At 47.4% G+C, this 23445-nt stretch carries 19 protein-coding genes; 10 read left to right on the top strand and 9 right to left on the bottom strand.

Annotated elements, in window-relative coordinates:
* Position 1: 1 nt before the first annotated feature.
* The 3 genes from fliR to ACNI23_RS08470 all read right to left on the bottom strand — a co-directional run bounded on the left by fliR (position 2) and on the right by ACNI23_RS08470 (position 2720).
* Positions 2-805, bottom strand: a complete 804-nt coding sequence (fliR, locus tag ACNI23_RS08480) for a flagellar biosynthetic protein FliR (RefSeq protein WP_420247925.1) — start codon at positions 803-805, stop codon at positions 2-4.
* Positions 806-988: 183 nt separating this feature from the next.
* A complete protein-coding gene (locus ACNI23_RS08475; RefSeq protein ID WP_420247923.1) occupies positions 989-1894 on the bottom strand; it encodes a peptidoglycan DD-metalloendopeptidase family protein in 906 nt (301 codons plus the stop codon).
* Positions 1895-1970: 76 nt separating this feature from the next.
* A complete protein-coding gene (locus ACNI23_RS08470) occupies positions 1971-2720 on the bottom strand; it encodes a tRNA lysidine(34) synthetase (RefSeq protein WP_420247921.1) in 750 nt (249 codons plus the stop codon).
* Positions 2721-2988: 268 nt separating this feature from the next.
* On the opposite strand from ACNI23_RS08470, the gene ACNI23_RS08465 reads away from it, so the two are divergent.
* The 6 genes from ACNI23_RS08465 (at position 2989) to ACNI23_RS08440 (ending at position 8724) form a co-directional block, all read left to right on the top strand.
* A complete protein-coding gene (locus ACNI23_RS08465) occupies positions 2989-4239 on the top strand; it encodes a DUF4340 domain-containing protein (protein ID WP_420247919.1) in 1251 nt (416 codons plus the stop codon).
* A gap of 37 nt (positions 4240-4276) precedes the next feature.
* Entirely contained in the window at positions 4277-4498 is a 222-nt protein-coding gene (gene rpoZ, locus ACNI23_RS08460; RefSeq protein WP_420247917.1) for a DNA-directed RNA polymerase subunit omega, read from the top strand.
* 3 nt (positions 4499-4501) lie between these two features.
* On the top strand, positions 4502-5620 hold the full coding sequence (gene dnaJ, locus ACNI23_RS08455; protein WP_420247915.1) for a molecular chaperone DnaJ: 1119 nt from the start codon (positions 4502-4504) through the stop codon (positions 5618-5620).
* A 4-nt stretch (positions 5621-5624) separates the two neighbouring features.
* Positions 5625-6101 (top strand): cyclic pyranopterin monophosphate synthase MoaC, encoded by a 477-nt coding sequence (gene moaC / locus ACNI23_RS08450; RefSeq protein WP_015852457.1) that lies wholly within the window; start codon positions 5625-5627, stop codon positions 6099-6101.
* Between the two features lie 286 nt (positions 6102-6387).
* On the top strand, positions 6388-8094 hold the full coding sequence (locus ACNI23_RS08445; protein ID WP_420247913.1) for an FAD-dependent oxidoreductase: 1707 nt from the start codon (positions 6388-6390) through the stop codon (positions 8092-8094).
* 234 nt (positions 8095-8328) lie between these two features.
* Positions 8329-8724, top strand: coding sequence for a response regulator (locus ACNI23_RS08440; RefSeq protein WP_420247911.1), 396 nt, complete (start codon positions 8329-8331; stop codon positions 8722-8724).
* A 63-nt stretch (positions 8725-8787) separates the two neighbouring features.
* On the opposite strand, the gene ACNI23_RS08435 is transcribed toward ACNI23_RS08440, so the two are convergent.
* From ACNI23_RS08435 to ACNI23_RS08420, 4 genes are all read right to left on the bottom strand, one after another.
* A complete protein-coding gene (locus tag ACNI23_RS08435) occupies positions 8788-9933 on the bottom strand; it encodes an amidohydrolase (RefSeq protein WP_420247910.1) in 1146 nt (381 codons plus the stop codon).
* A complete protein-coding gene (locus ACNI23_RS08430) occupies positions 9934-10392 on the bottom strand; it encodes a hypothetical protein (RefSeq protein WP_420247908.1) in 459 nt (152 codons plus the stop codon).
* Entirely contained in the window at positions 10392-11192 is an 801-nt protein-coding gene (locus ACNI23_RS08425) for a DUF3100 domain-containing protein (protein ID WP_420247906.1), read from the bottom strand. The genes ACNI23_RS08430 and ACNI23_RS08425 overlap by 1 nt, the downstream gene beginning before the upstream one ends.
* Positions 11193-11330: 138 nt before the next feature.
* Complete coding sequence (locus tag ACNI23_RS08420) at positions 11331-12623, bottom strand: hypothetical protein (protein WP_420247905.1); 1293 nt, start codon at positions 12621-12623, stop codon at positions 11331-11333.
* A 429-nt stretch (positions 12624-13052) separates the two neighbouring features.
* Between ACNI23_RS08420 and ACNI23_RS08415 the strand changes: the two genes are divergently transcribed.
* Complete coding sequence (locus ACNI23_RS08415) at positions 13053-13439, top strand: DUF3568 domain-containing protein (protein ID WP_420247904.1); 387 nt, start codon at positions 13053-13055, stop codon at positions 13437-13439.
* A 146-nt stretch (positions 13440-13585) separates the two neighbouring features.
* On the opposite strand, the gene ACNI23_RS08410 is transcribed toward ACNI23_RS08415, so the two are convergent.
* Positions 13586-13765: a hypothetical protein gene (locus tag ACNI23_RS08410; protein ID WP_420247902.1), complete on the bottom strand. Its 180-nt coding sequence runs from the start codon at positions 13763-13765 to the stop codon at positions 13586-13588.
* A gap of 200 nt (positions 13766-13965) precedes the next feature.
* On the bottom strand, positions 13966-14844 hold the full coding sequence (locus ACNI23_RS08405) for an esterase-like activity of phytase family protein (RefSeq protein WP_420247900.1): 879 nt from the start codon (positions 14842-14844) through the stop codon (positions 13966-13968).
* A 337-nt stretch (positions 14845-15181) separates the two neighbouring features.
* Here ACNI23_RS08405 and ACNI23_RS08400 point away from each other — a divergent pair, with 337 nt between their 5' ends.
* The 3 genes from ACNI23_RS08400 to nifJ all read left to right on the top strand — a co-directional run bounded on the left by ACNI23_RS08400 (position 15182) and on the right by nifJ (position 23283).
* Positions 15182-17842 carry a hybrid sensor histidine kinase/response regulator gene (locus ACNI23_RS08400; RefSeq protein WP_420247898.1) on the top strand — a complete coding sequence of 887 codons (2661 nt, stop codon included), beginning with the start codon at positions 15182-15184 and terminating at the stop codon, positions 17840-17842.
* Entirely contained in the window at positions 17835-19325 is a 1491-nt protein-coding gene (locus tag ACNI23_RS08395; protein WP_420247897.1) for a sigma-54-dependent transcriptional regulator, read from the top strand. Before ACNI23_RS08400 ends, ACNI23_RS08395 begins: the two co-directional genes overlap by 8 nt.
* A gap of 433 nt (positions 19326-19758) precedes the next feature.
* Complete coding sequence (gene nifJ / locus ACNI23_RS08390; RefSeq protein ID WP_420247896.1) at positions 19759-23283, top strand: pyruvate:ferredoxin (flavodoxin) oxidoreductase; 3525 nt, start codon at positions 19759-19761, stop codon at positions 23281-23283.
* Positions 23284-23445: the final 162 nt, after the last annotated feature.

The raw sequence follows: 23445 nt of genomic DNA, 5'->3' as shown, positions 1-23445 counted from the left end.
CCTAGTTACCGATTGGTAGAGCCGGTGGGCTGCCGGCTTTGATTATGCTTAATAAGTATTTGGGCAGGTCTGCCACAAATTCTCCCACATGCAGTGAGAGGACTGTGAATACAAGGCTCAGAACAAAAAATCCGGCTAAAATTTTGAGAGGGAAACCGAGCATGAGTACGTTCATCTGAGGAGCCATTTTACTGATCAAGGCAAGGCCGAGGTCGACAACGAAAATGGTCGCGATGATGGGTGATGCTACTTTAACAGCAAGTACGAACAGGTCTTTTGAAATTGACATTATCTGGCTGGTCAGCGTGGATGAAATGAAGATTTGTCCCGGTGGGATATATTTGAAACTCTCCACCATGGCAGACATCAGGTAAAGGTGTCCGTTGATACTAAGGAAAACCAGAATTGCACACATGTACAGGAAGTGGGCGGTGACAGCTTCATTTGTCCCGGTTAGCGGGTCGAGGACGTTAACCATTGAAAAACCCATCTGAACCCCGATAAGGTTACCACCAGTCTGGATTGCTGCAAACATGACATGAACAGAGATTCCCATGACCAGCCCGAGTACCATTTCTCCCAGAATCATCAGGGCAATATTGTAAGGGCTTGCCGGCATGAGGCTTCCGTCAAAGGTTACATGGGGCCAGATTCCAAGCGTCAAAACAATGGTTAGTGCTGCCTTAACTGTTTTGGGAATAGAGTTCCCTCCAAAAAAGGGAAGCAAAAACAGCACAATACTCACCCTGAACAGGGTGAGATAAAAGCTCATCAGGTCGCTGGGATTGAAATTAAAAAAAGTCATGCTGTCCTCGTTTCAGACGGGTCTGCAAAATCAGGACCCATTCTTTACGCTCTATTATCACTAAGAGCCGCAGAGGGCAAAGCCCGCCTAGCCATAACGGTAAATTTTTTTCAACAAATCCAATAAAAAAGGTCCGTAAAGTGATTACCTTACGGACCTTTTTTTATTGGATTTTGCGGCGACTTAGTTAAGTATGTAGCGCATGGGGTTTACCGGAACGCCGCCAAGTCTTACTTCGTAATGAACATGCGGGCCGGTGGAACGACCTGTGTTACCTGCGTAACCGATAAGTTCTCCACGTGTTACCTCTTGTCCTTTCTTCACTATGGGTTGTTTCATGTGGCCGTAGCGGGTGGAAAGGTTGGCTCCGTGGTTGATTTTTACCAGCTTACCGTATCCGCCCTGCAAGCCGGAAAAAGAGATGGTTCCTTTGGCCGGAGCGTAGATGGGGGTGCCGGTGGGGCAGGAAATATCTATACCTTTGTGGTATTCACGTTTGCCGGTGAAGGGTGAGCTTCTCCATCCGAAAGGTGAGGTTACCCAGCCTTCTGCGGGCCAGATGGACGGTGTTGCATCCAAAGCGTCCTGCTTGGAGCGCATGGAGTGGATGATTTCCTGCTGGCGCACTTCTTCCAGCTTTGCTTCTGTGCTGAGCTGGGCGAGGAAGTCATGCATTTTGCGGACAAGTAGTTCCTGCCTGTACAGCGGCAGATAGCTGTTGGAAAAATCAGCTCCGGTTGATCCCCCTTTGGGGGCTACGTTTTGAACATTACCTTGGTCAAGGTTGATCATTACGCGTAATTTGGAGTCAAAGTTGTGAACTCGGTCAAGATCCTGCGAAATATTCTGCATCTTCTGTGAAAGAGAGATGAGCTGTGCCTTCTGCTCCTGTACAGCTTTTTCGGCACGGGCCAGATTATTTTCCAGTCCTGAGTAGCTTTGGTAATACTTCCAGAGGTATACGTTTCCTCCGGCTAAGCCTGCGATAAGGGCGAAGAGGAAAAAGAATGTCCAGCCGCGGATCTGGAATTTGCGGGCATTGTCGCAGGGATTCTTAAAAATGACTACGTGGTATTTTTTTAATAGCATAATTGGTTTTTGGCCTTGCTTAATTATGACGTTAAATATGTCTCTGGTTAACAGGCGCAATAAATTTGAAAAATTTTTAAGATGTTTTCATGTTTAAGTCAAGCTGCCAGCGTCTTAAAGCATTGAATGTGTTGTTTCTGGAGCCGGGCATTTTTCGCCATTCTTCTTCCAGCCAGTTGTTGATTTCACTGCGTTTGGTGTTGTCATTGGAGGGGCATTTGTTGCTCCAGATGGGGAGCTCCCACTGCCGTGCTGCTGCTTTGATGTATTTCTTTTCAAGCATTAGTGTCGGGCGGATAACTTGCAGTTTTCCTTTGAAAAAAGACTCATTGGCAGAGAGGCCTTGGACCCGTCCGTTCTGAAGCATATTCATGTGGAATGTAGTCACCAGATCGTCTGCAGTGTGTCCGAGAGCGAGGTGGGTAAGATTGTATTGGTCGCAGAGTTCGAAGAGTCTTTTGCGTCTCAATCGGCTGCAATAAAAACATGCAGATTTTTTTTTATTTTCAGGGCCGTGGGCTCTCGGACCGTAGTCGGTAAGTTCGATGTGGGAGGCAATTCCGTTTTCGCGACACCAGTCAGAAAGAGGGTAGTGGCTGTCGGGAATAAAGCCGGGGTTAACATGCAGCACCATGAGCTCTATATTAAATGGTATGATGGCTTGCCTGATGAGCATAGTGCGGATGAGTACGAAACTGTCAACTCCTCCGGATACGGCAATGCCGATGCGGTCTCCATCTTTGACCATTTCGGTTTTCTGCATGAGCATACCCACAGTGGATACGCATTTTTTCTGGGCAAAGCTCAGTTTTCCCCATTTGGCCATTTCTTGCTCCAAGTCTTATCTAATAAGTTGTGGAAAAAATCGTATTTATATTTTATTGGTACCTAATTAGCGTCGGAGTCTATTTCAGACCGACGGGATAGGGATTCTGCCTTAAAATAGGTTGACATGCAAGTTTATATCTCTTATTTTAGCAAATTGCTCCGTTGTTGAATAATGTCGTGAGTCTAGTAATCCCAAGGTGCTGTTTGTGCTGAAAAGGTTTTTAATATTTTTGACTCTGGTCTCCATTGTTTGCGGAGCCTTTTATTTGAGTTCGCCGAAAAATCCGGTTGAACGAGCTGAGCCTGTTTGGCCTGTTCTTAATAAGGATCAGGTAGACAGGCTTGACGTGTGCTCGCTGGGAGAAGAGTGCTTTTCACTTGTCCGTAGAACAGATGGTTGGGGTGTGGTTCAGCACGGTTGGAGCGAAACTGTTGAAGCCGATCTGAAAAAGGTGAACTCCCTGCTTGATGTTTTAGCTCAGGATAAAGCTCTGCGCTTTATGGGACGTGTCTCGGAACCCATTCCTGCTGAATATGGTTTTGAATCTCCCCGGATGCGCATTGCCGCCGGTGGCGGGCAGGAGCTTGCTATCTCCGTCGGTTCTGAAAATCCTTCCGGCGAAGGCTTTTATGCACTTAATTCCAAGGAAGAAGGCAGTCTCTTCTTGCTTGGGGAGAAAATGGTAAGTCGGTGCGACTTTCCAGCTGACTATTATTATAACCTGCATCTGGTTTCGGGAAAACCGGACGAGGTTGTTGCTATTTCTTTGGGCCATGGAGGCTCTTTTTCATGGACCCTTATCCGCAAGGACGGTCCGTTCGTATTTTCTTTTCCCGCCCCCCTTGGGGGAAAACAGGCCAGCGTCAGTGAGGTGGACCTTTTCCTCCATTCATTGCTCGAAGTGCCTGCAAAAGGTCTTGTTTCCAGTATTCCGAATAAGGAAAGCAGGATCCTTTTAAATATTGAAATTTCATTATCCGGTAAAAAAGTTGAGACTCTTGAAATTTTTGAGCCGGGTGATGGAGAGAAATTTTATTTTGCCCGATCATCCTCCCAGAGCGGATATCTGGTTCTCAGTAAAGAACATTATGAGCAATTGGATAAAAAAGCTTTTTCAATGCAGCAGCGTAACGTTGTTTCCATTGCGACCGGAAAGCTTGGAACTGTAAGGGTTGTGCAGGGTAATCAGACTTTTACCGGAATCAAATCCGATAAGAGCTGGATTAATTTTGAGGATAAAAAGCCGCTGCTGGGCATTGACATGTCCTTATGGCGACTTAATGAATTAAAATTCGAGGCGGAACCAAAGGCATCCCTTTCGGAAACTTCCGAAAAGGTAATGGATCTGGAATTAATTGACGAGAACGGCAAACGCGTCGTTAAAGTTTCTTTTTATTCAGATCCTGAACTGCCCGATGGGCAATGCTGGCTATCTTTAGGTGATGGCAGCGGATACTATCCGGTATCGGACAAGCTGCTTGAAGACCTGCAGGGTCAGATTCCTCTCAGAAAATAACCGGGACACCCGGTAAAACCATTGTGTTGGAGATCGCATGGCAAGAATCACAGTTGAAGATTGTCTGGCTGAGGTTGGTAACAGATTCCTTATTGTCCAGATGGCCATTAAAAGAGTGAAGCAGTACCGTGAAGGTTACACTCCTCTTGTTGAATCCAAAAACAAAGAAATCGTAACCGCTCTCAGGGAAATTGCCGCAGCCAAGGTGCTTCCCGAGAGCTACCACACTGCCGATGGTAAAAAGCCCGGCAGCGAATAAGTCATGTCAAAACGTTGCTATTATGAAGTTTTAGAAGTTTCCAGAGAAGCCCAGGAAGGGGAAATTAAAAGAGCCTATCGTAAGAAGGCTATGGAATTTCACCCTGACCGTAACCCGGGTAATGCGGAAGCTGAAGAGAAATTCAAGGAAGCCGCGGAAGCTTATGACGTCCTGCGGGATCCTGAAAAAAGGAGCCGTTACGACCGCTTCGGCCATCAGGGCATGAACGGTATGAACGGTGGATTTGGCGGATTCCAGTCTTCCGAGGATATTTTCGGTGCTTTTGGCGATATCTTCGGTGATATCTTCGGTTTCGGTGGCGGTGGCCGCGGTGCAAATCGCATGCAGGCCGGTTCCGACCTCCGTTACAACCTGACTGTGTCTTTCCGTGACGCAGCCAAGGGTACCGAAGTTGAACTGAATATCCCGGTAACCGATACCTGTGACACCTGCGACGGTAGCGGTTCCGCTCCCGGAACATCTCCCGAGACCTGCGCTCATTGCGGCGGCAGGGGAGCTGTTGAGCAGAATCAGGGCTTTTTCCGTATTTCCGTTCCCTGTCCCGCATGTAATGGACGGGGTAAGGTTATTACTGATCCCTGTCCTGAATGTCGCGGTGCCGGATATGTGCGTAAGCAGAAAGATCTGAACGTGCGCATTCCTGCCGGCGTGGACAATGGCTCACGCCTGCGTCTGCGCGGTGAAGGTGAAGCCGGGATGAACGGTGGCCCCCACGGTGACCTGTATGTGGTTATCACTGTGGAGCCGGACAAGGTCTTCAAGCGTCAGGGACAGGATCTGGTTCTGAGCACTGAGATTTCCTTTGTTCAGGCTGCGCTGGGACACAAGCTCGAAGTTCCTACTCTGGATGAACCCATCGAAATGGACATTCCCAAGGGAACCCAGTCCGGTGAGGTCTTCCAGCTCCGTGGACTCGGTCTTCCTTATCTCGGCAGCTCCCATAAGGGAGACCTGCTGGTGGAAGTTAAGGTCAAGACTCCGACCGGCTTGAACAGCAGGCAGGAAGAGCTTCTCAGGGAATTCGAAGCCCTTGATGAAGAGAAGCCGATGAAGAAAGTTAAGAAGCTTTTTAAGAAAGCTAAAGATAAAGTGATGGGTTAGTAGCATGAGTGAGTTTTCCCACATTGATGCCGAAGGCAATGCGGTAATGGTGGACGTGGCCGCTAAGGCGGACACCAAACGCACAGCAATTGCCAAGGGACGGGTCATCCTTAACGAGGAGACCTTCAATCTGCTTAAGCAGCAGGCTCTCCCCAAAGGGGATGCCCTTGCTTCTGCAAAGATTGCAGGCATCATGGGAGCCAAGGAAACTCATCGCCTCATTCCGCTCTGTCATCCTATTGCACTCAGCTACGTTGATGTGCGGTTTGCAATTAACGATGCCGAACTGACCATCGAAGTTGAAGGCGAGGCCCGCTGCACCGGTAAAACCGGAGTTGAAATGGAAGCACTTGTAGCCGTTCAGGTTGCCTGCGCCACCATTTATGACATGTGTAAGGCAGTACAGAAGGATGTAATTATCTCTGATGTACGACTCGTTTACAAAGAAGGCGGCAAGTCCGGAGTGTTTAAGGCAGAGTAAACTTTAAATTTGATAATTTAAAAAAGACCGCGATATCTTTCGAGATATTGCGGTCTTTTTTTATGAAAGTTGGCTGCCCACGCTATATACGAGACACGTTAACGCTTTTTAGGTTTCTTAAACCCTTGTGCAAAAAGGCTTAAAGCATCAATTGCACCATGCTTTTCTTTTCTAAGCCGCTTGCGTTTATCCTTTAAAATGATTAGTTCGTAGACCAAAGACAATTCCCCTACTGATTTGGATGCTTTTCAGTAGTTATGTAAATCTCAAAACAGAGGTTCAGTTCATGTCAGAACATGTAGTTGTCATCGGTGCTGTTGCACTTGGTCCCAAAGCGGCCTGCCGTTATAAGAGAATCAGGCAGGATGCCCGCGTTACCCTTATCGACAGGGACGAAATTTTTTCCTACGGCGGTTGTGGTATCCCTTATTTTGTCTCCGGAGATGTGTCCGAGGCCAACCAGCTTCGTACCACCGCTTTCCATATGGTTCGTGATGAACCGTTTTTTAACGACATTAAAGGCGTGGAAGTGCTTTCTTCTACCGAAGCCACCAAAATCGACCGTGAAAACAAACAGGTTCACATCACTAATCTTAAGACAGGTGAAAAGAGTGTTCTGGATTACGATCAGCTCGTAATCGGTACCGGAGCCACTCCCCGTAAGCTTGGTCTTCCCGGTGAAGAGCTTGAAAATGTTTTCTATGTCGGCAATATGCATGATGCAGAAAAGATCAAAGAAGGCATCACCAAGGGCCAGTACGGCAAAGCTGTAGTGGTTGGTGCAGGATTCATCGGTCTTGAAATGGCTGAAGCGTTTTCCGACATGTGGGGCATTGAAACCACTGTTGTAGAAATTTTCGACCAGATTCTGCCCCGTATGTGTAGTCCGGTACTGGCAAAAATGGGCCAGAAACACATGGAAGAAGAGGGCGTTGCCTTCAAACTCGGCCAGACTGTTTCCAGAATCGAAGGTGATGGCAAGGTTGAGCGCGTAATTACCTCTGACGGTGAAGTTGAAGCCGATATCGTCATCATTTCTGCGGGTGTCATTCCCAATGACAGCCTTGCCCGTGAATGCGGCCTTGAGTGCAGCGAGCGTGGCGGTATCATTGTTGACGAGACCATGCGTACTACTGATCCCCTGATTTTCTCCGGCGGTGACTGCGCAATCATTAAAAATGCTGTAGACGGTTCTCCCTTGTTCCTGCCCATGGGGTCCATGGCTAACAGGCAGGGTCGGGTAATCGGCGGTAACCTTGCCGGACGCAAGGAAACTTTTCCCGCCGCAGCCGGTTCATGGTGCGTTAAGATCTTCGAGCGGGCTATGTCCGGTACCGGAATGAGCCTTGGTGCTGCAAAGCAGGCAGGATTTGATGCTATCAGTGTTATGCTGATCATGGCTGACCGTGCTCATTTTTATCCTGAAAAAGATATGATGACCCTTGAGATGGTTGTTGATAAGGCAACTCGCCGGGTTCTCGGTATTCAGGGTATTTCTGCTGGTGGCGATGCTCTTGTCGGCCGTATCAACGCAGTGGCTGCGATCATGAAATACCAGCCCACGATCGAAGATGTCAGCAACCTTGAAGTTGCCTACTCTCCGCCGTTTGCTTCTGCCATGGACGTTCTCAACGCTATTGCCAATATGGCCGATAACGCAATCAATGGTATGAACCACGGTCATGGTCCGGATATGTTTGCTCAGTATTGGGAAAATCGCGAAAGCGGTGAATACTGCTTCCTCGATGTACGTGAAAAAGCCGATGCTGAGCCTTTTCTCGAAAAGTATCCTGAACATTGGCACAATATTCCGCAGGGTGAGATTCCTAAAAGATATGAAGAGTTGCCGAAGGATAAGAAACTGGTGCTGGTCTGCAATACCGGTGGTCGTTCCTATGAAGCTCAGATTATGCTTGATGCTCTTGGTTTTGAAGAGGTCCATAACACTCAGGGTGGAATGGCGGTCATCAAGGCCTACGGTGTTGATATCTAATTGTTATTTAGTTTTATCTGAAACGCCGTCTCTATTTTGGGACGGCGTTTTTTGTTTTAATATAGTATGTTGACAGATTGCATGGGGATGGCAAATCTGTTTGCAGATATGGGTGTATTTTTTTGAATTTCAAGTTGCTATGGTTTTTTATTTATTTTATTGTATAGAGTAGAAATTAAACAAATTGCAGGTCTTGAATTATATCTGACTTTGATACTGTGTAAGTGAGGGGATATGAGGTTTCTAATTATTGACGATGATGAAACCGTCCACATGTACCTAAGTAAACTGCTCTCACCGTATGCCCGGTGTGAGGCAGTGTTCAACGGATCTGATGCCATTGAACTTTACAAGAAGGCATATGAAGAAGAAGATCCGTTCGATACTGTGTTTATGGATATTCTTATGCCTGAAATGGACGGTCATGAAGCGACCAAGAAGTTGCGTGATCTGGAGAAAGAATTGAAGATTGATGGACCGGATGAATTCAAGCTGGTCATGATCACTTCCCTGAAGGATACTAAAAATGTCAGTCAGGCCTTTTTTAAGGGATATGCCAGTTGTTATATCGTCAAACCTTTTAGTAAGGTGCAGGTCATGAATGAGCTGCGTGAGAATAACATTCTTTAATAAATTTCGATTAAACAAGCTGCATAAAAAAGCGGGGCCTGTGGAGGGCCCCGCTTTTTTTTATTACAGAAGCTCGTCAATGACGGCGATGAAGAAGCTTGCCGCAACGGGCATGATTTCATCGTTGAAATCATATTTGCTGTTGTGCAGGGCGGCGGAGTCGGAACCGTTACCGATCCAGACATAGCATCCTTTGGTGTGCTTCATGAAGAAAGCGTAGTCTTCCGCAGCCATGGATGATTCCATGTCGGTAACGACGTTTTCTGCGCCGACAACCTTTTCTGCTGCTTTTAAGCCTATTTCAGGAACCGAGTTAACCAGTACCGGATGTTTACGGACATAATCCAGCTCCGCTTTAACTCCGTACATGGTCGCAGCTCCTTTGGCTACCTGTCCGATGGACTCTTCAATGAGATCCTGAACATCTTCGTTGCAGGTGCGAACGTTGCCCTGAACCATGACTCGGTCAGGAATTCCGTTACGCATGCTTCCGCCATGAACCTGGGTAATGGAAATAACCCCGCGTTCATGAGAAGGAACCTTGCGGACGATTATTGACTGCAAACCCTTAATGATATCCGCAACGGCGGCAAAAGGCTCGTTGCTGACATGAGGCATGGAAGCGTGTCCGCTTTTTCCGGTCACGTGGATTTCAAAGCGGTCTTCGGAGGCCATGCAGGCACCGTTGTGAACTGCAATTTTACCGGTTTCAAGTCCGGGCCAGTTATGGAATCCGAACATGTAGTCCACTTTGTATTTATCAAAGAAACCGTCTTCGATAACCCTGAGCGCTCCTTCGTATCCTTCTTCACCGGACTGAAAAAGAAGGAGTACTGTGCCGTTAAAATCACGGTTCTTGGAGAGGTAGGCTGCAAGTGCGATCAAAGAGGTGCAGTGTCCGTCATGACCACAGGCGTGCATTCTGCCTTCGACCTGGGATTTGTATGCGAAGTCGTTTTCTTCTTCCATCTCAAGGGCATCAAAATCAACACGGAAAGCCACGGTAGTGTCGCCTTCTCCGCCTTTGATTTCAGCTACCACTGAGTTCACACCGCAATCAGAGTAAGGAATACCGTATTCATCAAGTTTGTACTTGATCAATTTTGCGGTCTCCACCGTGTCCAGTCCCACTTCGGGATTGCGGTGGATATTGCGCCGGATTTCCTTCATTTCGTCAAAAAGGGCAAGAACTTCAGAATTCAAAGCCATTTAAATGTCTCCCATGAACTTGAGCACGCTCTGGGCAATGGCAGCGGAGCCGAGATAAGTAGAAATCATGACAAAGATACTTACGATGACAATTCGCCAGCCGCTTTTCTTGAATGTGTCAAGGTCCTTACCGATAGAGACACCGGCATAGGCAAGGATGGGGGTGGTCAGAGCCAGAAAGTGGACTTTGGCTACATACGCGTTGACTGTTTCGGACATGGGAAATCCAGGGAGGCTGACAATTACTCCGTAAGTGATAACGAAGAGTACAGAAGGGATTTTCTTGAATACAAACATGTTGGTGGCAACACCGGCTATGCAGAGTACAAGCAGGATGCCCATACCGGGCAGGGCTTCCACCATGTTGTTGTTGAAGCCGACATAGTTACCGATAAGGACCATGATGCTTACCAGAACGAGAACGGCTACGGATTCTATGAGGTTTTGCTGCTTAGTCATTATACGCCCTCCGGAGCAGTTTTATATTTGAGTTTGTAAATATAGTTGTAGAGCTTGTTGGACATGGGCAGGGCCAGAATCAGGGACATGTATACGCCGTCGATTCCGGAGAGGGTGTTACTTGCCACGCCGAAAGCCTGAATCTGTTCAGCCATTGCCGGGTATGCGGCACTGAGGCTACCAACAGATGCAGTCATCATACTCGCGCTACCAACGCCGGAGGCCATGGCCAGCGCGTATGGGTGGAAGATTTCAAAGGCTGCAAGGAAAGATGCCATCAAGCCGAAGAAGATGGTTCCGAAAACAGTACCGCAGATATATACGCCCATTACGCCGCGTCCTTCAGCGGAGTCGAGACCGTAAATATCACCGATGAGAGCCACGTTGGGTTCACGTGCGATGGAGTGGGCTGCGCCAATCGCCTCGCGTTTAAGGCCGAGGTACATGGCAATGGGGATACCGAGGATGAGGGTGGCAATGTTACCGAATTCCTGCAGAATCAGAGCGGGGCCGGCCTTGAGGATTTCAAAGAATTTCGGACCTACAAGTGTGCCGTAACGGGCCATAAGCAGGAGCAGTGTCAGACCTACAAGTGTGCTGGCCTGAAACATATCCTTTTCTTTTACTACCTTGCAGAATTTGGGGCCGAGGAAGATTCCGATAAACATTGCATAAAGCATGGGCAGCAGTACCAGTTTACCCGGGCCTACTTTAAAAGTCATAATGCCTATGAGTTCGGAAACTACAACCAGAGCGAGAACCACGAGGTGCAGTTTAACATTTTTCACAGCTTCATTCATAAAACACTCCACTGATGTTGGCTGCGTATGGCAGCCGGAAAGTTGTTGAACAAAATGCCTTTGCAGGCAAGACCATAATTTGTTTTCGGACACGACATAAATATGTCCGAAAATGCGCCGAAAAAAAAGCAGAGTCCCTTAAATCAACAGGCGGACCATCTTTTTGGGACGGCCTACCTGATTTGCCACTTCCCTGCCGTTGATTTCTGCAAAACCGCTGTCCAAAAACTTCTTTAAGACTCTTCGGGCACTGCGCTCGCCAATTCCAAGGCAGGCGGCAAAGTCCGAGGTGTCAAAAGTGTCTTTGCGGGTTTTGTCCATAAGGGACCTGATTTTATCCAGATAGCTGGGGCTGATACCTATTTTCTTAGACATCTCAAGCAACTTGTCGTCAACGACATGCGTGCTGTACTCCAGCTCATCTTCCTCACCGATAGGACCGCGAATCTGCGTACCCTCGACAATAAAAAGCCCTCCTTTGTCGAGTTTAACTGCATTATCCAGAGCCTTGCGGGCTGATTTCTCAGCTTCAAAGGCTGTTGCCCCGATACCGATGCCGGAAGAAAAAATTATATTGCGTTCGCGCCCCCAGCTAAGCAGTCTTTCAAAGTGTTCGCGATGCGGTTTGCTGTCGATGAGGCCTCGGGTGGCAAAGATGACGTGTTCTTCAGTTCCGAAGTTGAAGAGACTGCCTTGAATGGCGCGAACGTATTCGAGGAGTTCCAGATAAAATCTGCCGCCATTCTTCATGTCGTCGTATTGGTTGATGGAACTGCGGGTGATGGATTTGAGCTTTACAAGTTGAATGGCGATACCGGCGGAGCGCAGGCTCAAGTTTTTGATGCGTCCGGTCAGTCTGCTTAGTGAATCGCGTATTTGGAGGGTGCTGGCATAAAGCCTGAAGACCGGAAGTCCTTGTTTCCGGAGTTCGCTGTATACATAGCCGAATCCTGTTGCGATCGCTTCAACTTTGCCCGATTCGTATAGTTCAATATGGCGGTTTAAATATTCCTGCTCACTAAGGTGCAAGGCAAAAGGCATGGAATGGATGTCTTCCAGTTCAACTCCGAATTCGCGCACAACCTCAACAAGAATGTCGTCACTGACCACGTCAATACTGAGTCTGCCGGATTTGATACCTTTCCGGTTCATTTCCGAAAGCACACGCAGAAGGCTGTATCCACCGCGCTGAATGTGCTCGTAGGGATTTGTGATCGTTCCACGGGCTTTAGCCCCTTCCTGTACCGCAATTCCGGTAAAAAGGGTTCCGCTTGTTTCGCGCTGACATTGTTCAAGCACTTCCCACGAATCTTCAGCCCGTTCTCTCACGTAAGTGAGCAGGGAGATGTCCGGGCAGCACCTTGCGGCAACTTCTGTAACAAGCTTAATGGAGTCGGAAGGGCCGATGCAGCCGATTTTCATTGCAGCCATTTGAGTGCGGATGTAAAAATTTTGGTTGCGGATTGCGTAGAGTTTTACTCTAAAATAAATTTAGGCGATGTCACTAATATGCCCTAAATAAGGCTTACCTTGCCTGCTGATGGTAAGGGTGTCAAGTAGGCAGGAAAAGTGTATAGTCAGCTCAGGCGCGTTATTGTGCGGCTTTTAAGATGTTTTGCGTTAAGTTTGTCTGCTCGATTTTCTTGTTGGTGAGTGGGGCATGTTTTTAATTTCGCATTTCGCAAAATTATAAATCCAAACTCATATTTGCATGATGGCTAAATAAGTGTGAGTGCTTCGTTGTGTCATTGTCGAGGAAGGCTTGGTCTTGATACGTTGAGCCGGTCCGGAAGGAATTGTTGACCAGCCGCAGGTGACAGGATAATTAATTTGTAAATATTTATGCCAAGGAGTTGCATTATGTTGAAAAAACGAATCTTAGCTCTCTGTCTTGCTTTTGCTCTGTGTATTGCTGTTTCCGGTTGCGCAGCTGTTGTGCTTGGCGGGGCTGCTGCAGGCGGCACATATGTATATATAACCGGTCAGGCTAAGCAAAAGTTTAATGCCGATCTGGGCAGCACTTATAGGGCAGCTCTCAAAGCCTGTCAGGATTTGAATTTGACGGTGAAAGATAGCAAAAAAAGACTTAGTGATGCGTCAATTAAAGCATTGGATGTTGATAAGGATGTGTTTATCGATCTGACCTATGTCTCTACTAAAGTGACCGAAGTTACAGTCAGATACGGGATTTTAGGCGATGAAGATGCTTCCCGAAGAATTCTGTCGGCAATTAATAAGAATTTCTAACGTTATTAAATGGTAATTACCTAGAGGCATCCTGCTAGAAGTAGGGTGCCTTTTTTGTTTTCATCCCCCCTTCAGAGTTCATTCAAAGGGGGGATCGACAGGGAGTAAACGTTGCGAGAGTGGGAGGGAAGACGGTCAGAGACTATTTACTTTTTGTCTCTTGCTGAATCCATCTGGCGGAAATCTGCATTCATAATGAATGTGCGGCTGTCCTGAGTGTTCCAATTGTCACTTGAAATCATGAACAGGTCGTTTTTGTCCTTCAGGTTCATGATCGGGCAGGCCGTCACTTTGGGCTTTGTTTTCGGACTCTTGTTCTGTTTCATGGCTTCCTCCGTTGGTTAAAAGGTACTTTTACCCAGTAAGAAGATAACCTCTACAGAGGAACAAAACAACGCTTCTTAGTAAAAAAAATGGAAATAAATTCAATCTTCTTGAATTGTATGGATATTTTGTTTTGTGTTTAAGTGCTTGGAATAGTTGTGTAATTTTTAAGATAAATTTGCAGGGATACAGAATTTAACGACTAATTGAAGCTTATTTTTTTAAGTTCAAACAAGGTCAGCAATGTCCGTTGGACTGGAGAGAAATTGTTATCGGAAATTATGTAAATCCACTGGTTTCCTTTTTCGTCATTAATAATATCCATGCCTTCATAGTTATCGCGAGGAATGGGGAGATTTATCTCACAAAATAATTCCGGGGTTAGAATAGCTCCTTCTTTGATTTGAGCTCTGTTTATGGTGCAGAAACGGATTCCCAGTGTTCCGGGACCTAGGTATTTTCGTTCGAGAATCAGTATTCTTCCGTCAGCGAGATTCCCGGCAGAAGTTGGACGGTAATGAGAGTTGCGTTTATACTCAAAGCTGGTCCACTCACCATTTACCAGCATTGCCGCTTTCGAGAGGGGGCTTACTGAGTCATCACCCTCTGCCAGTGTAAAAATACTGTTGTCGGGTAGCTTCAGTATTGTTTCAATGCCGCCGTTTACAGGTATGTTTTTCAGGTGCTCAGGGATGGATAGTGAAGTTGCTTTGCCGGAAAGATTGAGAGATTTGCCTGAATCATAGCGGTTAATACGATGGACTCTTTCAAAGGCGACAAGGTAGCCTGATTCAGGAGCACGGCATAGGGCTTCGCTGTCAGCATAGTTTTTTACTGCGAAAGTTTTACCTTCAGTGTTGAGGAGTTGGCCCATTTCGGCTTTGCGCTCAACACCTTTTAAGGAACCGTCCTGTTTGTAATTCAGGGACCCTTTCAACCAGAATCCCAAGTCGGATATTGCCAGAAAATTTTTGCGGTCATCGCTGAGCAGTATATCCGAAAATCCTCCAAAAGCAGGGTAAGGGCTGTTCAGAATCAAGGTGCCACGGTATTTAAGCTCGGACGGAGATAGATCCGCCATTTTTTCTGGGGGCGGTCCTTCTTGTTCGCTTACTAAAGTAATCGGGATTGGGTTTAGTTCCGGCTGGGCTGCATTTTTCATTTCAGAGGATGCCCCGAAAAGTAAATTCAGGGGGGTGCTGCAAAGAATGAGAATGAAGATAACGATTTTTTTCAATTTTTTTATCTCGAAGAAGGCGTTTTTAGATTATAAGCTATGCAGATAACGTAAAATTTGATTAAATACGGTACGTTTCTTGTATATAGTAAAAGCTGCATAGGGAAGCCTTTGTGTGTGACTGAAAATAGGATTTTGGCTACCTTTGCTCTTAAGGCATATTAACCGGAGAACATGGAAAGTGAAACAGCTATTCACTCTAACTTTTCTTATTTTAAGCGTATTCTTTTCTTCATTCGCTCAGGCCGACAGTGAGAAGCGTAACGTCCTTTACCTGAACTCATATCAGAACGGCTATAGGTGGTCGGATGATATTCTCGATGGTGTTCGCGATACATTTGCGGCCAGCGGGCTTAATATCGACCTGCATATTGAGTATATGGACACAAAACGTTTTAAGGATCAGGATTTCATGGAGATCCTGCATTCATATTACGTTTTCAAATATCAGAAGTACAAGTTCTCAGCCATTGTTGTTTCGGATAATAATGCCCTAAATTTTATGCTTCGTTACCGGGATACTTTCTTTCCCGGTGTGCCGGTTATTTTCAGCGGAATCAATGACTTCCGTCCAGAGCTTATCGAAGGTCTTGATAATTATTGCGGGGTGCTGGAGAACCCGGATATCAAGGATAATTTAGAGCTTGCCTTGAAGATTAATCCTAATGTTCGCAAAGTCGTTGTTGTGGGGGACCAGTCTGTTACTTCCCGAGCCATTAAGGCGCAGATTATGAAGGCTGAACCCTTGTTCAAGGGCGTGATAAAATTTGAATATTGGAATGATATGCCTCTGGTTGATCTTTTGGCTCATTCCCGGACGATGACTGAGAACCAAATTCTTCTTTTTACCCCATTCTACAAAGGTGCTCACGGAGAGCTCTTTTCATCTGAAGAAGTGCTTAATATTATTTATCAAAATTCTCCGGTGATGATCTTTAGTGTCTGGGAGTTTTTGCTTGGCCACGGGATCGTTGGAGGTAAGCTGCTCTCCGGTAATGATCAGGGGCGCAAGGCAGCTGAGATGGCTTTGCACGTGCTTAGGACCGGCACGATGCCTAAAGAACGGGTCGTTAAGGTTACTAATGAATATTATATGTTTGATTATAACGTGCTGGACCGATTCAATATTAATAGCGATATCCTCCCTGAAGACAGCATAATAATTAATGAACCTGATTATTTTTACAAATTGGATAAGCAGGTTTTCTGGATAATTATCGTCTCTATTCTTGGATTAAGTTTAATCCTGGTCATGCTGATCATTTCCATTTTGCAACGGCGTAAGGTGGAAAAGCGCATCAAGGCACAGCTTTCTTTTCAGGAAATCCTCATGGATACCATTCCTCTGCTGATTTGTTGGAAAGATAAGCAGCAACGTTATCTGGGGGCCAACCATTCTTTTACTGATTTTTTTGGACTAGGCTCGCCGTGGGCGGTAGTTGGATTAAATGATTCGGAGATAGATCTCCACCGTAGGTTTGCGGAGCAGGCTGCCGTCTGGGACAAGAAAGTGCTGAAGTCCGGCAAGCCGCGTATGGGTATCAACTGGTCCCTTATCCGTGATGGTGAAGACCCGGTTTGGTTGGAGATTAACAAGGTTCCGCTTTACAATGAAAAAGGCGAGGTTGTCGGTACTCTCTCAACCGCTGAGGATGTGACTCGCAAGGTCAACCTTGAGAAGCAGCTTTTTCAGTCCCAGAAAATGGAAGCGATCGGTACTCTGGCCGGTGGTATTGCCCATGATTTTAATAATATCCTGACTTCTATTATGAACTCTGTGGAGCTGGCCCTGAGCGATATTGAGGAAGGTACTATCACGTGGAAAGACCTTGACCGGGCCATTAAGGCTGCCCAGCGCGGCAGCAGGGTGGTTAAGCAGATCCTGACTTTCAGCAGGCCCTCACAGGAAGGATTCAAGCCTACTGACATAGGTGAGGTCGTTAAGGAGACAGTCGATTTTATTAAGGCTTCACTGCCGCGTAATATTCGGGTATCAGCCAGGGTCCCGGAAGGGGCGCCGTTGGTCATGGCGGATCCGACTCAGATCCATCAGGTGATCATGAACCTGTGCACCAACTCTTTTCATTCGCTGAAAGGACGGGGCGGAAGCATTGATGTTGCGCTGACCACTGTTGAGGTTGAAGATGAGCAGGCCCAGTTCATGCGTGTTGCTCCCGGTGTATATATCCGTTTGGAAATTTCTGATAACGGACCGGGTATACCCGTTGAAATACTGGATAAAATTTTTGATCCCTTCTTTACCACCAAAGGCAAGGCTGAAGGAACCGGGCTTGGACTGGCCGTTGTGCATGGCTTGATTAAGGGGCACGGCGGAGGCATTTCCGTGAGCAGTACTCCTGATGTTAAGACTTCGTTTGAAATTTATCTTCCGGTGCAGGGCCAACTGCGTGATATTGCACGTAAGAGTTTCAGGTCCTTGCCTATGGGACGGGAGAACATCCTTTTCGTAGAGGATGATGAGGATCAGCTGGAAACTACACCGCGGATTCTTGAGAGTCTCGGGTATATGGTTACAGCCCTTGCTTCGCCGGAGGCGGCTTTTAACTTGATTGTGGACGAACCCGGGCGATTTGATTTGATGATAACTGATTATGACATGCCGCATACAAACGGCCTTGAATTAGCCCGCATGGTTCAGGATGTAGCTCCGGATCTGCCTATTTTGGTGGTTTCCGGCAGGCGAAATGTGCTCAGTTATGTAGCGGATGTTGAATATGACGTTAAAAGTGTTAAGAAGGTTTTAATGAAGCCTTACAATAAAACAATTATTGCCGACGCAATTCGAGAAGTTCTTTCTTCTACGGAGAACATAGATGGGTAGAATTCTGATTATCGATGATGATGTTCAGGTTTGTGAGACAATTGAGAGTCTCATTGTCCGGACCGGGCATGAAGCTGTCAGTTCTTACAATTTGAGGGACGGCCTTTCCAAGGTTAAGTCTGATGATTTTGATCTTGTATTCCTTGATATTTCCCTGCCTGACGGGAATGGGCTTGATTATTTACAGCAGGTTAAGGATTCCTCAGGTTGTCCTGAAGTGATCATCCTGACCGGTAAGGGTGATGCTGATGGTGCTGAGCTGGCCATTCAAGGCGGGGCTTGGGATTTTCTGGTTAAACCCTCATCTGTAAAGCAGATCACTCTTTCTATGCGCAGGGCTCTTGAGTTCCATGAAGAGAAGCAGAACAAAGCTCAGTGCGTGGCTCTGAATCTGGATAATATAGTAGGGAAGAGTGTCGAAATTAAAGGGTGTTATGATCTTATCGCCCATGCTTCAGGTTCTGATGCCAATGTGTTGGTCAATGGTGAGACAGGAACCGGTAAAGAACTCTTCGCCCAGACCATCCATGAAAATTCCAAGCGATCGGGGAATAATTTTGTAGTGGTGGATTGTGCCTCTTTGACTGAAACTTTGGTAGAGAGCACTCTTTTCGGGCACAAGCGCGGTTCTTTTACCGGGGCGCAGGCAGACCGTAAGGGACTTATACCATTAGCAGATAAGGGTACTTTGTTTCTTGATGAAGTGGGGGAGATGCCTCTTTCGGTCCAGAAGTCTTTTCTTAGGGTTTTGCAGGAGCGCACTTATCGTCCGGTTGGTGAGAATAGAGAGTTCAAAAGTGATTTCAGGCTGATTGCCGCAACAAACCGTGATCTTGAGGCTATGGTCGCAAGAGGGGAGTTTAGGCAGGATTTGCTTTATCGTATTCAGACGATCCATATTCATTTGCCCCCGCTGCGCGAGAGAGGGGGAGATATCCGCGAGTTGACCTCTTTCCATCTTTCACGGCTCAGTTCACAGTATGGCGTGCCGCCAAAGGTCGCCAGTTCTGATTTTTATGATGTCCTCGACAATTACGATTGGCCCGGGAACGTGCGCCAGTTGTTCAATGTTGTCGAACAGGCTTTTGTGGCTTCCGGTTCCGGAAATACTATCTATGCAATGCATCTTTCTGATTCATTACGTATCAAATTGGCCAAATCGAACCTCATAAAGAGTGGTAAGGTGCTTTCGGAAGAGGGTAATTCTTTTGAGCGGAATGTGGCTCAGCCAGCGGTTCAACCAGTGTCTGAAAAAAAAGACTCTTCGAGACTGAACCACGATTCAGTTCTTGGCGGTACTGTGACAGATATACTTACTGAAGAGCTGCCGCCACTTAAAATTTTTAAGGGTATGGCCGAGAAAAAATATCTTGAAGAACTGCTTTTGAGACATGAGGGTGATACAGCTACAATCCTCAAAATATCAGGTCTTTCACGTTCCCATTTCTATGCTCTTTTGAAGAAGCATGGAATAAATGATTAACGTTAGTAAGTGCCTGTTGTGAATTGTGAAACACAAAATAATCATTGAATAAACATTCAGTCTGGTTTTTAAGACTAAGCCTTGTCTTTTTTTGAGGACAAGGCTTTTTTTACGTGCTGTGGACAATAATCGTTGGGATGCGGGCTTTTCTCTCAATGTTTCAGTCCTATGACAGATAGATGCTTTTTTTAAAGCGATTTTTGAGTGTCTTAAAAATCGGACATAGATGAGCGTTCACTTATGAATGTAAGGGTTGGTGGCGGTTAAACGCCTGAATATCCGTGCTTTTATCATTTGTCAGAAACTTGGCACGTAAATTGATAACTGGGGTTATGTGAGTGTTCAACCTTGCGCCTTGGGTTCCGATTGTTTCAGCAAGGTTTTTATTACTCGGTGAGGTTACTACATTAAAATCTCTTAAGGAGCTTACTTAATGGCTAAGAACATGAAAACTATGGATGGTAACACAGCTACTGCTCACGTATCTTATGCGATGAGCGATACTGCTGCCATCTATCCCATCACTCCTTCATCCACCATGGGTGAAGTCGCAGAAGAGTGGGCAGCACAGGGCCGCAAGAACATCTTCGGTCAGGTTCTCAACGTAAAACAGCTTCAGTCTGAGGCTGGTGCCGCCGGTGCCGTTCACGGTGCTCTCGCAGCTGGCGCGCTTACTTCTACTTATACTGCATCGCAGGGTCTCCTGCTTATGATCCCCAACATGTACAAAATCTCCGGTGAACTTCTTCCCGGTGTTTTTCATGTTTCCGCCCGTGCCATTGCAGCACAGGCTCTTTCCATCTTCGGTGATCATCAGGACGTAATGGCTTGCCGCCAGACCGGTTTCGCGATGTTGGCATCCAGCTCCGTACAGGAATGTATGGACATCGCCCTTATTTCCCACCTCGCATCCATCGAATCCAGCGTGCCTTTCCTGCACATGTTCGACGGCTTCCGTACTTCTCATGAAATTCAGAAGATTGAAGTTATCGATTACGAAGACATGAAGTCTCTCGTAGACTGGGATGCCGTTGCAGCTTTCCGCGCAAGAGGAATGAATCCTGAGAACCCCGCTATCCGCGGTACTGCTCAGAACCCTGATATTTACTACCAGGCACGTGAAGCAGCTAACGGTTTCTACGACCAGCTCCCCGCTATCGTAACCAGCTGCATGAAGAAAGTCGGCGACCTGACCGGTCGTTACTACAAGCCTTTCGACTACGTGGGTCACCCCGAAGCTGAAAGAGTTATCGTTGCTATGGGTTCCGGCTGTGAAGCTATTGAAGAAGTTGTTAACAAGCTCGTTGCTGAAGGCGAAAAAGTCGGTCTCATTAAAGTCCGTCTGTACCGTCCTTTCCTCACCGAGTTCTTCCTCAACGTTCTGCCCGCAACCTGCACCAACATCACTGTACTGGACCGCACCAAAGAGCCCGGCGCTCTCGGCGATCCCCTGTACCAGGATATCTGCACCGCATTCATGGAAAGCGGCATGAACCCCGTTATCACTGCCGGCCGTTACGGTCTCGGTTCCAAAGAGTTCCGTCCTAACATGGTTAAAGCAGTGTTCGACAACATGAAAGCTGCCGGTCCCAAGAACCACTTCAACGTAGGTATCGAAGACGACGTTACCAACACTTCCCTCGCAGTCGGTCCTGATATGGACACCACTCCCGAAGGAACCGTTCAGTGTAAATTCTGGGGTCTCGGTGCTGACGGTACTGTCGGTGCTAACAAGCAGGCTATTAAAATCATCGGTGACAAAACCGATATGTACGCACAGGGATACTTCGCATACGACTCCAAGAAGTCCGGCGGGATCACCATGTCTCACCTGCGTTTCGGTCACAGCCCCATCCAGTCTACTTACCTCGTAAGCAGCGCTGACTTCATCGCATGCCACAACTCCAGCTACGTACATCAGTACGACCTGCTTGAAGGCATCAAAGAAGGCGGAACCTTCCTTATCAACTCTCCCTGGTCTGCTGAAGACATGGAGAAGGAACTTCCCGCTGAACTGCGCCGCACCATCGCTGAGAAGAACCTCAAGTTCTACACCATCGACGCTGTTAAAATCGCAGCTGAAGTAGGCCTCGGCGGTCGCATCAACATGGTAATGCAGACTGCATTCTTCAAGCTCGCTGATGTTATTCCTTTTGATGACGCTGTTGCGTACCTCAAAGAATCCATCAAGAAAGCTTACGGCAAGAAAGGTGACAAGATTGTCAACATGAACAACGCTGCTGTTGACCAGGCTGTTGCCAACCTTGTTGAAATCAATGTTCCCGAATCTTGGAAAGACCTCACTGATGAAGAAGTGGCCGTATCTGATGATCCGGCATTCATCACCGATGTTGTCCGTCCCATCCTTGCTCAGAAAGGTGACAACCTGCCTGTTTCCGCTTTTGAGCCTGACGGCCTCTTCCCTCTTTCCACCTCTCAGTATGAAAAACGCGGCGTTGCTATCAACGTTCCCGAATGGCTGCCTGAGAACTGCATCCAGTGTAACCAGTGTGCATTTGTTTGCCCCCACGCAGCTATCCGCCCCGTGCTCGTATCTGATGAAGAGCTGAAAGACGCACCTGAGTCCTTCAAAACCATCGAAGCTAAAGGTAAAGAGATCAAAGGTCTCAAATACCGCATGCAGGTTTATGCTCAGGACTGCCTTGGTTGCGGTAACTGCGCAGATATCTGCCCCGCAAAGACTCCTGCTCTGGAAATGAAGCCCATCGCTTCTCAGCTCGACACTGAAGTTCCCAACCTTGATTTTGCCATGACCATTCCTGAAAAGGATGGCCTCATGAGCAGAACTTCTGTTAAGGGTTCTCAGTTCCAGCGTCCTCTGATGGAATTCTCCGGTGCATGTGCCGGTTGTGGTGAAACTCCCTACGTTAAGACTCTCACCCAGCTGTTCGGCGAACGCATGATCATTGCAAACGCCACCGGTTGTTCCTCCATCTGGGGTGCATCCGCTCCGACCACTCCTTACTGCACCAACAAGAACGGTCACGGTCCCGCATGGGGCAACTCCCTGTTCGAAGATGCAGCTGAGTTCGGATACGGTATCGAAATGGGTATTTCCCATCGCCGTGAAAAACTGGCTGACCTCGTGACCGAAGCTGTCGAAGCAGGCGTTCCCGCTGAACTCGAAGCTGACATGAAGGCATGGCTGGAAAACAAAGACAATTCCGCTCTCTCCGAAGAGTACGGTCAGAAAGTTCTGGACGGCATCTACGGTGCTCCCCAGACCGAACTTCTCGCTGAGATCGCTGACATGGAAGATCTGTTCACCAAGAAATCCCTCTGGGTATTCGGTGGTGACGGCTGGGCATACGACATCGGCTTCGGCGGTGTTGACCACGTCCTCGCTTCCGGTCGCGACATCAATATCCTCGTAATGGATACTGAAGTATACTCCAACACCGGTGGTCAGTCCTCCAAGGCTACCCCTCTCGGCTCTATCGCCAAGTTCGCAGCTGGTGGTAAGAACACCGGCAAGAAAGACCTTGGCCGCATGATGATGAGCTACGGTTACGTATACGTAGCATCCGTATCCATGGGCGCTAACAAGCAGCAGTTCATGAAGGCAATCCAGGAAGCTGAAGCTTACCCCGGTCCTTCTCTCGTAATCTGCTACGCTCCTTGCATTAACCAGGGTATCAGAAAGGGTATGGGTAAGACCCAGCTTGAAATGAAGCTCGCAGTAGATTCCGGTTACTGGCCGCTCTACCGCTACAACCCCCTGCTTGCTGATGAAGGCAAGAACCCCTTCGTTCTGGAGTCCAAAGCTCCTGACGGAACCATGCAGGAGTTCATGGCTGGCGAAAACCGCTACGGCCTGCTCGAGCGTCTCAACCCCGAAGCATCCAAAGAGTACCGCGCTAAAATCGAAAAAGATTATAACGAAAGGTACGAAATCTTGAAATATATGGCTGAAGCTGATTACAGCGGAAGCAAATAGCACCACCCGCGCCTGCGGACGGGCCTGCACAGGTGGCCCGTCCGCAGCACCCCCTCTTTCTGCGAATTGTGGAAGGTATCGTAGTAAGAGGAGGGCAGGGCAGAAGTCGTTTCAACAGACTTACCAAAAAAACGTTGAGCCTGTGCCGCACTTATGTGGTAT

Origin of the sequence: Maridesulfovibrio pacificus (SeqCode), assembly GCF_048612815.1 — a bacterium.
In the GTDB taxonomy this organism is placed as follows: Bacteria; Desulfobacterota; Desulfovibrionia; order Desulfovibrionales; family Desulfovibrionaceae; genus Maridesulfovibrio; species Maridesulfovibrio pacificus.
The sequence above is the reverse complement of the archived record's forward strand: the minus strand, read 5'-3'. Positions and strand labels throughout refer to the sequence as shown.